The organism is Achromobacter spanius (assembly GCF_002966795.1).
Taxonomy (GTDB): domain Bacteria; phylum Pseudomonadota; class Gammaproteobacteria; order Burkholderiales; family Burkholderiaceae_B; genus Achromobacter; species Achromobacter spanius_D.
Genome location: NZ_CP023270.1, coordinates 1,935,157 through 1,949,695, shown reverse-complemented (window position 1 = coordinate 1,949,695; position 14,539 = coordinate 1,935,157). Strand labels below are relative to the sequence as shown.

Annotated in this window: 8 protein-coding genes, 2 tRNA genes and 3 rRNA genes; 7 read left to right on the top strand and 6 right to left on the bottom strand. The window is 60.2% G+C overall.

The window, feature by feature from the left end; genetic code table 11:
* Position 1 precedes the first annotated feature (1 nt).
* From hemF to CLM73_RS08760, 5 genes are all read left to right on the top strand, one after another.
* Positions 2–913: an oxygen-dependent coproporphyrinogen oxidase gene (gene hemF / locus CLM73_RS08780; protein ID WP_105238113.1), complete on the top strand. Its 912-nt coding sequence runs from the start codon at positions 2–4 to the stop codon at positions 911–913.
* The gene (gene nadD / locus CLM73_RS08775; RefSeq protein WP_105238112.1) at positions 910–1,497 is read left to right on the top strand and encodes a nicotinate (nicotinamide) nucleotide adenylyltransferase; all 588 of its coding nucleotides are present in this window, start codon (positions 910–912) and stop codon (positions 1,495–1,497) included. The genes hemF and nadD overlap by 4 nt, the downstream gene beginning before the upstream one ends.
* 63 nt (positions 1,498–1,560) lie before the next feature.
* Positions 1,561–1,971, top strand: coding sequence for a ribosome silencing factor (gene rsfS / locus CLM73_RS08770; RefSeq protein WP_056571579.1), 411 nt, complete (start codon positions 1,561–1,563; stop codon positions 1,969–1,971).
* Positions 1,972–1,978: 7 nt separating this feature from the next.
* Positions 1,979–2,449, top strand: a complete 471-nt coding sequence (rlmH, locus tag CLM73_RS08765; protein WP_056315576.1) for a 23S rRNA (pseudouridine(1915)-N(3))-methyltransferase RlmH — start codon at positions 1,979–1,981, stop codon at positions 2,447–2,449.
* Positions 2,450–2,480: 31 nt separating this feature from the next.
* Complete coding sequence (locus CLM73_RS08760) at positions 2,481–3,107, top strand: Maf family protein (RefSeq protein ID WP_105238111.1); 627 nt, start codon at positions 2,481–2,483, stop codon at positions 3,105–3,107.
* Positions 3,108–3,184: 77 nt separating this feature from the next.
* On the opposite strand, the gene CLM73_RS08755 is transcribed toward CLM73_RS08760, so the two are convergent.
* The gene (locus CLM73_RS08755; protein WP_105238110.1) at positions 3,185–4,537 is read right to left on the bottom strand and encodes a dicarboxylate/amino acid:cation symporter; all 1,353 of its coding nucleotides are present in this window, start codon (positions 4,535–4,537) and stop codon (positions 3,185–3,187) included.
* A gap of 293 nt (positions 4,538–4,830) precedes the next feature.
* Between CLM73_RS08755 and CLM73_RS08750 the strand changes: the two genes are divergently transcribed.
* Positions 4,831–6,777, top strand: a complete 1,947-nt coding sequence (locus CLM73_RS08750) for a sensor histidine kinase (protein WP_234015832.1) — start codon at positions 4,831–4,833, stop codon at positions 6,775–6,777.
* Positions 6,778–6,916: 139 nt separating this feature from the next.
* Positions 6,917–8,302 carry a sigma-54 dependent transcriptional regulator gene (locus CLM73_RS08745; RefSeq protein ID WP_325048255.1) on the top strand — a complete coding sequence of 462 codons (1,386 nt, stop codon included), beginning with the start codon at positions 6,917–6,919 and terminating at the stop codon, positions 8,300–8,302.
* Between the two features lie 185 nt (positions 8,303–8,487).
* Here CLM73_RS08745 and rrf read toward each other — a convergent pair.
* The 5 genes from rrf to CLM73_RS08720 all read right to left on the bottom strand — a co-directional run bounded on the left by rrf (position 8,488) and on the right by CLM73_RS08720 (position 13,820).
* Positions 8,488–8,600, bottom strand: a 5S ribosomal RNA gene (rrf, locus tag CLM73_RS08740).
* Between the two features lie 200 nt (positions 8,601–8,800).
* A 23S ribosomal RNA gene (locus tag CLM73_RS08735) occupies positions 8,801–11,685 on the bottom strand.
* Positions 11,686–11,980: 295 nt separating this feature from the next.
* Positions 11,981–12,056: transfer RNA gene (locus CLM73_RS08730), tRNA-Ala, on the bottom strand.
* A gap of 24 nt (positions 12,057–12,080) precedes the next feature.
* A tRNA-Ile gene (locus tag CLM73_RS08725) sits at positions 12,081–12,157 on the bottom strand.
* 132 nt (positions 12,158–12,289) lie between these two features.
* Positions 12,290–13,820 (bottom strand): 16S ribosomal RNA (locus tag CLM73_RS08720).
* The 16S, 23S and 5S rRNA genes sit together here with 2 tRNA genes alongside, the layout of an rRNA operon.
* Between the last annotated feature and the right edge of the window lie 719 nt (positions 13,821–14,539).

Below are 14,539 nucleotides of genomic sequence, written 5' to 3'. Positions count from 1 at the left end.
CATGACCGCTCTGCCCGTCTCCGCTGTCCGGGACTACCTCACCGGCCTGCAAGCCCGCATCGTGGGCGCGCTGGAAGCGGCCGAAGGTGGCCCCTTTCGCGCCGACGAATGGGTTCGGCCCGAGGGCGGTGGCGGTCTGTCGCGCCTGCTCGAAGGCGGCCAGCTTTTCGAGCGCGCCGGCGTGCTGTTCAGCCACGTCAAGGGTTCCAAGCTGCCGCCGTCGGCCAGCGCGCATCGCCCGGAGCTCGCCGGCCGCTCATGGGAAGCGATGGGCGTGTCCATGGTGCTGCACCCACGCAATCCGTACGTGCCCACCACGCACATGAACGTGCGCATGTTCGTCGCGGCCGCGCGGCCCGGCCATGACGAGGCCGACGTCTTCTGGTTCGGCGGCGGCATCGACCTCACCCCGTACTATCCCTTCGAAGAAGACGCCCGCCACTTCCACACGGTGTGCCGGGACGCGCTGGCGCCCCATGGGTCCGATTACTACCCGCGCTACAAGCGCTGGTGCGACGAATACTTCTTCCTCAAGCATCGCGACGAAACCCGCGGCATCGGCGGCGTCTTCTTCGACGACCTGAACGCGCCCGGCTTCGACGCCTCCTTTGCCCTGACCCGTTCGGTCGGCGACGCATTCCTGGACAGCTACCTGCCCATCGTCGACAAGCGCCGCGGCCTCGCCTACACCGAGCGCGAGCGCGACTTCCAGGCCTACCGCCGCGGCCGTTACGTCGAATTCAACCTGGTCTTTGACCGCGGCACGCTGTTCGGCCTGCAATCCGGAGGCCGCACCGAATCGATCCTGCTGTCCATGCCGCCGCTCGCGCAATGGCGCTACGCCTGGCAGCCTGAAGCCGGCACGCCCGAGGCCGAACTGGCCGCCTACCTCAAACCGCGGGACTGGGTTTGAAACACATCGGCCTTTTCGGCGGCAGCTTCGACCCCGTACACGTCGCCCACATCGCGCTCGCGCAGAACGCCCTGCAATCGCTGGGGTTGGCCCAGGTGCAGCTCATTCCCGCCGCCAACCCCTGGCAGCGCGCTGCACTGAACGCCACCGCCGAACATCGCCTCGCGATGCTCGAACTGGCCATCGCCGGCCACCCGGGACTGGCGGTCAATCCCATTGAAATCGAGCGGGGCGGCGCCACCTACACCATCGACACGCTGCGCGCGTTGCCGCAGGACGCGCGCTATGCGTGGTTGCTCGGCGCCGACCAGCTCGCCAATTTCTGCACCTGGCGCAACTGGCGCGACATTTCCAGCCTGGTCGACCTGGCCGTGGCCACCCGCCCCGGCACGCCCCTCAGCGCACCGCCGGAACTGGCGCAATGGCTGCAGGAACAGGGCCGCACGCTGCAAGAACTGCCTTTTCCACCCATGCCGGTGTCGGCTTCCGAAATCCGCCGGCGCCTGGCGCAGGGCGAATCCACCGACGGACTGCTCGACGCGTCCGTTGCCGCATATATTGCGGCGCACAAACTCTACCGATAAACCCTTCCCGCCCGGCGCCGCCGGTCAGCCGCCGGTGCCCCCGAGCGGGTTATATTTGCAGCTATGGATATACAGAAACTCCAACGCGCCGTCATCGACGCCCTCGAAGACGTCAAGGCGCAAGACATCAAGGTCTTCAGCACCACGCATCTGACCAGCCTGTTCGATCGCGTCGTGATTGCAAGCGCCACCTCCAACCGGCAGACCCGCGCGCTGGCGTCCAGCGTCGCCGATCGCGGCCGCGCCATGTCGCTCACCGGCATCACCATCGAAGGCGAGGACACCGGTGAATGGGTCGTCGTCGACCTCGGCGACGTCGTCGTGCACATCATGCAGCCGGCCATTCGCCAGTACTACAACCTCGAAGAAATCTGGGGCGGCAAGCCGGTGCGCGTGAAGCTCCTGCCCGAATCGACCCGCCCCGCTCCTGTCCCCAGCGACAGTGGCAGCGGTTACGACGACCTCGAAGACTGACCACGCCGTGAAGCTGATCGTCGTCGCGGTGGGCACGCGGATGCCGGACTGGGTGCAAACTGCCTGGGACGACTACGCCAAGCGCCTGCCGGCCGACTGCGCGCTGGAACTGCGCGAGATCAAGCCCGAGCCCCGCACCACCGGCAAAACTCCGGCCCAGATGATGGCGGCCGAGGCAAAGCGCATCGAGGCGGCTCTGCCCGCCAATGCGCTGCGCCTTGCCCTGGACGAACGCGGCCGCGACCTCACCACGATGGCGCTGTCGCAAAAGCTTGAACAGTGGCGCGCGGGCGGACAGGATGTCGCGTTTCTCGTCGGCGGCCCCGACGGCCTGGATCCCGCCCTCAAGGCCTCCGCCAGCGGCCAGTTGCGCCTGTCGTCCCTCACGTTGCCCCACCCCATGGTGCGCGTGGTCCTGGCCGAACAGCTCTACCGCGCCTGGGCCATCATGACCAACCACCCCTACCACCGCGCGTGACCGCCGCCTGGCGGCGCCTGCCCAGCTCCGCATGACCGACACCGCCAATCCCTCCCGTTCTTCCCCGCGCCTGTATCTTGCCTCTGCCAGCCCGCGCCGCCGCGAGCTGCTGAACCAGATCGGCCTGGCGCACGAGGTCCTGCTCATTCCGGCCCCGCCCGGCGAGGACGAACCGCAGCATCCGGGCGAAAGCGCCGCCGACTATGTGCAGCGTACCGCCCGGGACAAGGCCCTGCGCGGCCGCGACTGGATGCGCGCGCACGCCATGCCCGCCCTGCCCCTGCTCGCAGCCGACACCACCGTCATCCTCGCGGGCGAGGTCCTGGGCAAGCCGGCGGACCGCGACGATGCCCTGCGCATCCTGCGGGCGCTATCTGGCGCCACGCACGAAGTCCATACCGCGGTCGCGGTGTGCAGCGGCGACCGCCTGCTGGAAGCCGTCTCCATCACCGAAGTCCGCATGCGTGCCTTGCAAGAAGACGAAATCGGCCGCTATTGCGACAGCGGCGAACCCTTCGGCAAGGCGGGCGCATATGGCATCCAGGGTCTTGCGGGCACATTCGTCTCGCACATCGCCGGCAGCTACACAGGCGTCATGGGCCTGCCGCTGTTCGAAACCGCCAACCTGCTCCGCGAGGCCGGCATCCAGGTGCCCTGACAACGATTCGGCCGGAAAGAAAAAATCCCCCGCGCCGCAAGGCTTCGGGGGATTTTTTATCTGAGCGGCGCTGTTGTTCAGCTCTGGCGGGCGGGTTCGCCGATGGCGACCTGCGGCTGCGGTTGCGGCTGCGACGCCGCAGGCGTGCCCGCGCTGTCCAGGGTGGCATGCAGTTGCTCTTGATCGAGCTCGCCTTCCCAGCGCGCGACGACCACGGTGGCGGTCGCATTGCCCACCAGATTGGTCAAGGCCCGGCATTCCGACATGAATCGGTCCACGCCCAGGATCAGCGCCATGCCGGCGACCGGCACCGAAGGCACCACCGACAGCGTGGCCGCCAGCGTGATGAAGCCCGCGCCGGTCACGCCGGCCGCGCCCTTCGAGCTCAGCATCGCCACCAGCAGCAGCAGGATCTGGTCACCCAGCGAGAGCGGAATGTCGCAGGCCTGCGCAATGAACAGCGCAGCCATCGTCATGTAGATATTGGTGCCGTCCAGGTTGAACGAATAACCGGTGGGCACCACCAGACCGACCACCGACTTCGAGCAGCCCGCACGCTCCATCTTCTGCATCAACGTGGGCAGAGCGGCTTCCGACGAGCTCGTGCCCAACACCAGCAGCAGTTCTTCGCGGATGTAGCGGACCAGCTTGAAGATCGAGAAACCGTTGTAGCGGGCCACCAGACCCAGCACGACGACGACGAACAGCACCGAGGTCGCGTAGAACGTGCCCACCAGCATCGCCAGGTTCACGACCGACTTGATGCCGTACTTGCCGATGGTGAATGCCATCGCGCCAAAGGCGCCAATGGGCGCGGCCTTCATCAGGATCGCCACCATCTTGAAAATCGGCTGCGCCAGCGCAGTCATGAAATTCAGGATCGGCTTGCCGCGCTCGCCCACGATGGCCAGCGAAATGCCGAACAGCACGGCCACGAACAGCACCTGCAGAATGTCGCCACCCACGAACGGGCTGAAGATGGTCGTGGGAATCACGTTCATCAGGAAGCCGGTGATCGTCGAGTCATGCGCCTTGGCGACATAGCCGGACACCGCCTTCTGATCCAGCGTGGTCGGGTCGATGTGCATGCCGGCGCCGGGCTGCACGATATGGCTGACCACCATGCCGACGACCAACGCCAATGTCGAGAACACCAGGAAATACAGCATTGCCTTGCCAGCCACGCGCCCGACCTTCTTCAGGTCGCTCATGGCGGCGATGCCGGTCGCCACGGTCAGGAAGATGACCGGTGCAATGATCATCTTCACCAGCTTGATGAAGGCGTCGCCCAGCGGTTGCATCTGCTGTCCGAGCTCGGGCTTGAATGCGCCGAGCAAAATGCCCACCACAATGGCGAAGATCACCTGCACATACAGGATTTGATAGAACTTGAGCTTGCGCGCGGGCGCGCTGTGATCCACTTCGATCATTGGGATTGTCCCCACCAAGGCCCCTTGCTCCGCGCAGCGTGGCGCGTGCGACGTCGGGGCGTTATCTGTTTTATGGCCATGCGTTCCTGCCGCCGGCCGATTTCACCGCGGGGATGTGCCGCGCGGCTTGCCGGTATATATGCAATACCCATGCCAGCTCGGCCAACCCACCCAATCTCTCACTAACTCATTGAAAATGCTGAGTTTCCCTAGATTCCGACTATCTGAAGGTCGGCAGAGAAAGGCGAAACCCCGCACAGAAACCCGCTAAAATGTGCGGAAAACCGCACACCATGACCGGCTCCTCTTCTCCCCCCCTTTCCCCGCCTGCCTCCCCCCGCGCCTGGTCCTGGCCGTGGCGGGTGGCCCTGACGCTGCTAGCCGTCGGCATCGTCGCCATCACGTTGCACACCGCCACCCAATGGGCACGCGACGGCGCGCTGCGCGAGGCCGCCCTCCAGGCCCGCAGTACCGGTCAGATCAACGCCGCGCTGCTGCGCAACAACCTCGACAAATTCCGGGCGCTGCCCTTCGTGCTGACCCAGGACGTCGACCTGCGCGCGGCGCTTCAAGGCGCGAGTTCAAGACAGATCGAGGCGCTGGACGAAAAGCTCGAGGCGCTCAGCCGCGGCGTCGGCGCTTCCGCCATTTACGTCCTCGACAAAAAAGGACTGGCCATCGCCGCCAGCAACTGGCGCGAACCGGCCACCTTCGTCGGCGTCGACTACGAATTCCGTCCGTACTTCCAGGGCTCGGTCGTGCACGGCTCGGCCGAACACTTCGCGCTGGGCACCGTCAGCCACGAAGCAGGTCTCTACCTGTCGCGGCGCGTGGACGACGCGCAGGGCGCGATGCTCGGCGTGGTGGTCCTGAAAGTTGACTTCCGGGAGCTGGAGGCCGACTGGCGGCAGGCCAACGCCGTCATCTTCGTAACCGATGAACACGGCGTCGTGCTGCTCGGCAATATTCCAGACTGGCGTTTCAGGGTGCTCGCGCCGCTTTCGCCCGCGCTGGCCGAGACGCTGCGCACCAGCCTGCAATTTGGCGACGCCAAATTCCAGCCGCTTCCGGTCACACCGCCGCTGCAGGCCAGTAGCAACGGGCAACTCATACGCACTGACGACGCATTGCCCCGCGCCGCTGCCGGCGCCCCGTTGCTGCACACCACCCTGCCGGTCATCGAATCGCCCGGCTGGACGCTGCACCAGTTGTCGCCGGTCCAGGCGGCCATGAACCAGGCCAGCGCCAACGCCCAACTCGGCGCCTTGCTCACGCAAAGCGTGCTCGCCGCGCTGATCGGCGTGGTGCTGTACCGCCGTCATCGCAACCTCGAACGCGCCGAGCAACAGGCCGCCGTCCAGCAACAACTCGCGGCGCTGGTGGACGAGCGCACGGCGCAGCTGCGCGACGTGAACGCCAAGCTTGTCGACGAGATGGACGAACGCCAAAGCGCCGAATCCCAACTCCACACCATGAAGGACGAGCTGGTCCAGGCCAGCAAGCTGGCGTTGCTGGGCCAAGTCGCGGCGGGCGTCGCACACGAGGTCAACCAACCCGTCGCCGCCATCCGCGCCTACGCCGACAACGCCGTTGAATTTCTGCGCCGCCGAGACGACGGGGCCGTTCAGGAAAACCTGGGCACGATTGCGGCATTGACCGATCGCATCGGCCACATCACCGGCGAACTTCGCGCCTTTTCCCGCAAGGCGGGGGCAACCGTCGGCCCCACCGATTTGATGGAAGCCCTGGAAGGGGCGATCCTGCTCGTAGGCCCGCGCGCGCGCCGCCAAGGCGTCACGCTGCAAAGCCCGCCCCGCAACCAGAACTGCTCCGTCCAGGCCAATCGCGTCCGGCTAGAGCAAGTGCTGGTCAATCTATTGCAGAACGGACTCGAAGCGCTGGAAGGCGCTCGGAACGGCCGGATAGTTATCGCCCTGCAAGACCTCGGCGACACCGTGCAACTACACGTTCACGACAACGGGCCCGGCCTGTCCGAGCAGGCCCGCGCACGCCTCTTCACGCCATTTCATACGACCAAGCCGGACGGGCTGGGCCTGGGCCTCGTCATCAGCCGCGACATCGTCGCCGAATTTGGCGGCGAACTGCGCGCCGCCCGCTCTGACGATGCCAGCATGTCGTCTCCCCACGTGCCCAACACCGGCGCGTTGTTCATCCTGACCCTGCGCAAAGCGCCGGATCAAATCCTCGCACCGAGCACTCACCATGACGCGCGCCACTGATCCCCAGTCCTCCGCCGCCGACGCCGCAAAGGCCACAACTGTTGGAAATTCCGCGGATGCCGCCAATGCCCTCAAGGCACCGAAGGCCGCATCGGCAGCATCACGCGCCGCAGCCGCAGCGGCCGTAAAGACCGCCGACGTGACCGACGACCGCATCCAGCGGCCCCTCGCGCCCCATGCCGTCTTCATTGACGACGACGAAGAACTGCGCCGCGCCGCCCTGCAAACGTTGAAGCTTCACGGTATCTCGGTCGCGGCGCACGCCAGCGCCCGCGCTGCCTTGCCGGGGCTGGATCGGACGTTCGACGGCGTGGTCGTCACGGATATCCGCATGCCGGACATCGACGGGCTCGAACTCTTCCAACGGCTGCGCGCCATCGACCCTGATATCCCCGTCATCCTGATCACTGGCCACGGCGACATCGCCACGGCGGTCCAGTGCATGCGGGAAGGCGCGTATGACTTCCTGTCCAAGCCCTATCCCGCCGACCGCCTGGTCGCCGCCATCACCCACGCCGCCGAAAAGCGGCGCCTGGTCCTCGAAAACCGCCGTCTCCGCGAAGCCGCATTCACCGTCGAGGCCGACGAAGTGCCGTTTATCGGCACGACACCGGCCATGCAGCGCATCAAGCAAACGTTGCGCCACATTGCGGACGCCGATGTCGATGTGCTCGTCGAAGGCGAAACCGGCACCGGCAAGGAAGTCGTGGCCACGGCACTGCACCGGCTAAGCCGCCGCCGGCACCGCGCGCTGGTCGCCATCAACTGTGGCGCCCTCCCGGAAAGCGTCATTGAAAGCGAACTCTTCGGCCACGAACCGGGCGCCTTCACCGGCGCGCAAAAGAAGCGCATCGGCCGCATCGAACATGCCAGCGGCGGCACACTGTTCCTCGACGAGATCGAAAGCATGCCGCTCGCCGTTCAGGTCAAGCTGCTGCGCGTGCTCGAATCACGCCAGATCACCCCGCTCGGCAGCAACGAAGTCCGCAACCTTGACCTGCGCGTCGTCGCAGCCACCAAAGAGGATTTGGGCAGCCCTGCCATCCGCGCCAAGTTTCGCGAAGATCTGTACTACCGTCTGAACGTCGTCACGATCCGCCTTCCCCCCCTGCGGGAGCGCCGCGAAGACATCCCGCTGCTCTTTGCCCACTACCTCGGCCACGCCTCGCGCCGCTTCCAGCGCGACATCCCCGACATGCCCGCCTCGATCCGCCAACACCTCATGACGCACGACTGGCCAGGCAACGTGCGCGAACTCGCGCACTTCGCAGAACGCTTTGTGCTTGGCGTCCTGAACGGCACGGCCCCCGACCCCACCCCAGCGCAAGCCGGCTCGCTCAGCCTCCCCGAACGCATGGAACACGTCGAAGCTCAAATCATCCGCGATGCCCTCACCGCCCATCGCGGCGACATCAAAGCCACCCTCGACACCCTAGGCATTCCGCGCAAGACGTTTTACGACAAACTCCAACGCCATGGCATTGATCGCCAGGAATACGTCGGCCTGTCCCGCGGCCCACGCTAACGGGGCACGCTACACCGACAATCCGGCGCAACGTGCGCATATCACTCACCAACAAAACAAAAACCCCTCGCGGCGCCAGCCGCGAGGGGTTTCTTTATTCGATCGATATCGAGGGTATTGCTTGCACGCACCGCTAGAAAGACAAAACCCCGCAGGGGATACCTGCGGGGTTTTGAGCAATAAAAGCCTGACGATGACCTACTTTCACAGACGTCCGTCCACTATCATCGGCGCGAAGGCGTTTCACTGTCCTGTTCGGGATGGGAAGGAGTGGTACCACCTTGCTATGGTCGTCAGGCGTAACTGGTTGAGCGGCTGCGGTTAGGCAACTGCTCCAATCTTGGAAGAAGCGCAACGTGTGGCGATCAGAGCTGGGAGCTCGATGATCGGCGCACAGTGGGTGTAATTGTGTTGGCTGGCTGCCGACGGTGCAGCCAGTATTTTGTATTGAACGACATTTGGAACGCTACATCACCAGGTCATAACCATCAGTGTTATAGGATCAAGCCTCACGGGCAATTAGTATCGGTTAGCTTAACGCATTACTGCGCTTCCACACCCGACCTATCAACGTCCTGGTCTCGAACGACCCTTCAGGGGGATCAAGTCCCCGGGATACCTAATCTTCAGACGAGTTTCCCGCTTAGATGCCTTCAGCGGTTATCTCTTCCGTACTTAGCTACCCGGCAATGCCATTGGCATGACAACCGGTACACCAGAGGTACGTCCACTCCGGTCCTCTCGTACTAGGAGCAGGCTCCGTCAAGTATCCAACGCCCACGGCAGATAGGGACCAAACTGTCTCACGACGTTTTAAACCCAGCTCACGTACCTCTTTAAATGGCGAACAGCCATACCCTTGGGACCGGCTACAGCCCCAGGATGAGATGAGCCGACATCGAGGTGCCAAACACCGCCGTCGATATGAACTCTTGGGCGGTATCAGCCTGTTATCCCCAGAGTACCTTTTATCCGTTGAGCGATGGCCCTTCCATTCAGAACCACCGGATCACTATGTCCTGCTTTCGCACCTGTTCGACTTGTCAGTCTCACAGTCAAGCACGCTTATGCCATTGCACTATCAGCACGATTTCCGACCGTACCTAGCGTACCTTCGAACTCCTCCGTTACACTTTGGGAGGAGACCGCCCCAGTCAAACTGCCCACCATGCACTGTCCCCGATCCGGATAACGGACCAAGGTTAGAACCGCAAACAAACCAGGGTGGTATTTCAAGGATGGCTCCACGTGATCTAGCGACCACGCTTCAAAGCCTCCCACCTATCCTACACAGGCCGGTTCACAGTCCAATGCAAAGCTACAGTAAAGGTTCATGGGGTCTTTCCGTCTAGCCGCGGGTAGATTGCATCATCACAAACACTTCAACTTCGCTGAGTCTCAGGAGGAGACAGTGTGGCCATCGTTACGCCATTCGTGCAGGTCGGAACTTACCCGACAAGGAATTTCGCTACCTTAGGACCGTTATAGTTACGGCCGCCGTTTACCGGGGCTTCGATCAAGAGCTTGCACCCCATCACTTAACCTTCCGGCACCGGGCAGGCGTCACACCCTATACGTCGACTTTCGTCTTTGCAGAGTGCTGTGTTTTTAATAAACAGTCGCAGCCACCGATTCTCTGCGACCCCATCATGCTAAGCGCGCAGGCGCTTCACACTACCGGGGTATACCTTCTCCCGAAGTTACGGTATCAATTTGCCGAGTTCCTTCTCCTGAGTTCTCTCAAGCGCCTTGGAATATTCATCCCGTCCACCTGTGTCGGTTTGCGGTACGGTCTCGTACAGCTGAAGCTTAGAGGCTTTTCTTGGAACCACTTCCAATCACTTCGCAAGCAATGCTCGCTCGTGCCACACCCTTGATTTACGCGCCCGGATTTGCCTAAGCGCCATCTTCGATGCAGCAACAGGGACATCCAACACCCTGATGATCTTCCGCGATCCGTCCCCCCATCGCACTGTACGACGGTGCTGGAATATTAACCAGCTTCCCATCAGCTACGCATCTCTGCCTCGCCTTAGGGGCCGACTCACCCTGCGCCGATGAACGTTGCGCAGGAAACCTTGGACTTACGGCGAGGGGGCTTTTCACCCCCTTTATCGCTACTCATGTCAGCATTCGCACTTCTGATACCTCCAGCAGCCTTTACAAGCCACCTTCGCAGGCTTACAGAACGCTCTCCTACCGCGTGCACTAAAAGTGCACACCCGCAGCTTCGGTTTATCGCTTAGCCCCGTTACATCTTCCGCGCAGGACGACTCGATCAGTGAGCTATTACGCTTTCTTTAAAGGATGGCTGCTTCTAAGCCAACCTCCTGACTGTCTATGCCTTCCCACTTCGTTTCCCACTTAGCGATAATTTGGGACCTTAGCTGGCGGTCTGGGTTGTTTCCCTCTTGAGTCCGGACGTTAGCACCCGGTGCTCTGTCTCCCAAGCTGTACTTGCGGGTATTCGGAGTTTGCCATAGTTTGGTAAGTCGCCATGACCCCCTAGCTATAACAGTGCTCTACCCCCCGCAGTAATACTTGAGGCACTACCTAAATAGTTTTCGGAGAGAACCAGCTATTTCCAGATTTGTTTAGCCTTTCACCCCTATCCACAGCTCATCCCCTAATTTTTCAACATTAGTGGGTTCGGTCCTCCAGCACGTGTTACCGTGCCTTCAACCTGGCCATGGATAGATCATCTGGTTTCGGGTCTACACCCAGCGACTAAATCGCCCTATTCGGACTCGCTTTCGCTACGGCTTCCCTATTCGGTTAACCTTGCCACTGAATGTAAGTCGCTGACCCATTATACAAAAGGTACGCAGTCACCCCACAAGGAGGCTCCTACTGTTTGTATGCATACGGTTTCAGGATCTATTTCACTCCCCTTCCGGGGTTCTTTTCGCCTTTCCCTCACGGTACTGGTTCACTATCGGTCGATCACGAGTATTTAGCCTTGGAGGATGGTCCCCCCATCTTCAAACAGGATTTCACGTGTCCCGCCCTACTTGTCTTACGCTTAGTTCCACACACAGAATTTCGTCTACAGGGCTATCACCTGCTACGGCCGGACTTTCCATTCCGTTCGACTATCCTGCGCGCTAAAACGTAAAGGCTCATCCGATTTCGCTCGCCACTACTTTCGGAATCTCGGTTGATTTCTTTTCCTCGAGCTACTGAGATGTTTCAGTTCACCCGGTTCGCTTCCACTAGCCTATGTATTCAGCTAGGGATACCGCATTGCTGCGGTGGGTTTCCCCATTCGGATATCTGCGGATCAAAGCTTGTTTGCCAGCTCCCCGCAGCTTTTCGCAGGCTACTACGTCCTTCATCGCCTGTGATCGCCAAGGCATCCACCATATGCACTTAGTCGCTTGATCCTATAACGCTGTAGGCTATAGGACCTGAGTATTAGCGTTTGTGCCGTTCATAAGTTTCAAAGCAGTCTGAGGTTTGCACCCCAGTCTTGAGAACTTGGAACAAAAATAATGCAATCACAACCCGTGCCCATCTTCATCAGCAATGCTGATTACTTGATGAACACATTTTCGTTGTGCTTCTTCCAGATTGTTAAAGAACAAATATAGCTGTTGGGTAAAACCCAACTCATAACGCCGTCAGATACGACACTATGAGTTGGCCTCTACATCGCCACCGGCGATCAATGAGAATCAATGGTGGAGGTGAACGGGATCGAACCGATGACATCCTGCTTGCAAAGCAGGCGCTCTCCCAGCTGAGCTACACCCCCATATCCCGCTTGACGCGAAATACTTGGTGGGTCTGGTTGGATTCGAACCAACGACCCCCGCCTTATCAAGACGGTGCTCTAACCGACTGAGCTACAGACCCAAAACCTTCTCGGATCAGTAGTCAGGAAGCTGCAGACCCAGGGAAGATTCCCTCGACCCAAGCCTACAACTGATCCCAGCTATATCAAACAACCGATAAGAGTGGACGCTTAACACGAGCACGTAAGCTCTGAAAGGAGGTGATCCAGCCGCACCTTCCGATACGGCTACCTTGTTACGACTTCACCCCAGTCATGAATCCTACCGTGGTAATCGCCCTCCTTGCGGTTAGGCTAACTACTTCTGGTAAAACCCACTCCCATGGTGTGACGGGCGGTGTGTACAAGACCCGGGAACGTATTCACCGCGACATGCTGATCCGCGATTACTAGCGATTCCGACTTCACGCAGTCGAGTTGCAGACTGCGATCCGGACTACGATCGGGTTTCTGGGATTGGCTCCCCCTCGCGGGTTGGCGACCCTCTGTCCCGACCATTGTATGACGTGTGAAGCCCTACCCATAAGGGCCATGAGGACTTGACGTCATCCCCACCTTCCTCCGGTTTGTCACCGGCAGTCTCATTAGAGTGCCCTTTCGTAGCAACTAATGACAAGGGTTGCGCTCGTTGCGGGACTTAACCCAACATCTCACGACACGAGCTGACGACAGCCATGCAGCACCTGTGTTCCGGTTCTCTTGCGAGCACTACCAAATCTCTTCGGCATTCCAGACATGTCAAGGGTAGGTAAGGTTTTTCGCGTTGCATCGAATTAATCCACATCATCCACCGCTTGTGCGGGTCCCCGTCAATTCCTTTGAGTTTTAATCTTGCGACCGTACTCCCCAGGCGGTCAACTTCACGCGTTAGCTGCGCTACCAAGGCCCGAAGGCCCCAACAGCTAGTTGACATCGTTTAGGGCGTGGACTACCAGGGTATCTAATCCTGTTTGCTCCCCACGCTTTCGTGCATGAGCGTCAGTGTTATCCCAGGAGGCTGCCTTCGCCATCGGTGTTCCTCCGCATATCTACGCATTTCACTGCTACACGCGGAATTCCACCTCCCTCTGACACACTCTAGCTCGGTAGTTAAAAATGCAGTTCCAAAGTTAAGCTCTGGGATTTCACATCTTTCTTTCCGAACCGCCTGCGCACGCTTTACGCCCAGTAATTCCGATTAACGCTTGCACCCTACGTATTACCGCGGCTGCTGGCACGTAGTTAGCCGGTGCTTATTCTGCAGGTACCGTCAGTTTCCCGGGGTATTATCCCGGGACGTTTCTTTCCTGCCAAAAGTGCTTTACAACCCGAAGGCCTTCATCGCACACGCGGGATGGCTGGATCAGGGTTTCCCCCATTGTCCAAAATTCCCCACTGCTGCCTCCCGTAGGAGTCTGGGCCGTGTCTCAGTCCCAGTGTGGCTGGTCGTCCTCTCAAACCAGCTACGGATCGTCGCCTTGGTGAGCCATTACCCCACCAACTAGCTAATCCGATATCGGCCGCTCTAATAGTGCAAGGTCTTGCGATCCCCTGCTTTCCCCCGAAGGGCGTATGCGGTATTAGCTACGCTTTCGCGTAGTTATCCCCCGCTACTAGGCACGTTCCGATACATTACTCACCCGTTCGCCACTCGCCACCAGACCGAAGTCCGTGCTGCCGTTCGACTTGCATGTGTAAGGCATCCCGCTAGCGTTCAATCTGAGCCAGGATCAAACTCTTCAGTTTAATCTCTGTATTTGTTTCGTATTCTTGGTCTGAATAAATCCAAACCAGGTCATACGTCGCTACTCAAAGGAAGTGAGGTATGTTCTTAAACTTGACGTCTAAGGTACTTCACTTCTAGTGAGCACTTGATTTCTTGTGCTTGCGATTCAGGCCGAAACCCAAACCGCTGCACTCGCATCAAGCGCCCACACTTATCGGTTGTTTAATTGTTAAAGAGCGGTCTTACTAAATTCTGTACTGCTAAATTCTGTACTGCTGATTTCTACTTTCAACTTCGGCTAACTTCGCTTTCGCGTCGTCGCTGTCGTTGCAGCAGAGAAACGAGATTATGAAGAAGTTTTTATCGCTTGTCAAGTCAGCTTCGCTCTTTGCTTTCGCAGTTTGCTTCGCTTTCTTGCGGCGACCTCTTCAGGTCTCGCCAGGACTTTCGTCCTGTCCTAGCAGCTATCGAAACGTCAGGGTAAACCCTAATTTTTCAGCAACTGCCAAGCCCGAAACTATAGCACAATTTTTGCGAATCTTGCAACTGGCTTCTGCCTAATTTGCGCCGATTCTTGCAATAACCGCGGAGCGCTCATTTCTGATTGCTGTTGCGGCAGGTGAGGTTGGGTTGCCCCGCTTCGCCTGTTGCACTTGCTTGGCTTCGCGTCTCAAAACTGTCTGAGCTGCGAAGGAGCGAGACTATAGCACAGAATTTTGCGCTGTCACGCCGGTGTCGC

What these genes read in the sequence shown, in the direction of transcription:
- hemF (WP_105238113.1), top strand. Translation starts at nt 2, where the DNA reads ATGACCGCTCTGCCCGTCTCCGCTGTCCGGGACTACCTCACCGGCCTG.
- rsfS (WP_056571579.1), top strand. Translation starts at nt 1,561, where the DNA reads ATGGATATACAGAAACTCCAACGCGCCGTCATCGACGCCCTCGAAGAC.
- CLM73_RS08760 (WP_105238111.1), top strand. Translation starts at nt 2,481, where the DNA reads ATGACCGACACCGCCAATCCCTCCCGTTCTTCCCCGCGCCTGTATCTT.
- CLM73_RS08755 (WP_105238110.1), bottom strand. Translation starts at nt 4,537, where the DNA reads ATGATCGAAGTGGATCACAGCGCGCCCGCGCGCAAGCTCAAGTTCTAT.
- CLM73_RS08750 (WP_234015832.1), top strand. Translation starts at nt 4,831, where the DNA reads ATGACCGGCTCCTCTTCTCCCCCCCTTTCCCCGCCTGCCTCCCCCCGC.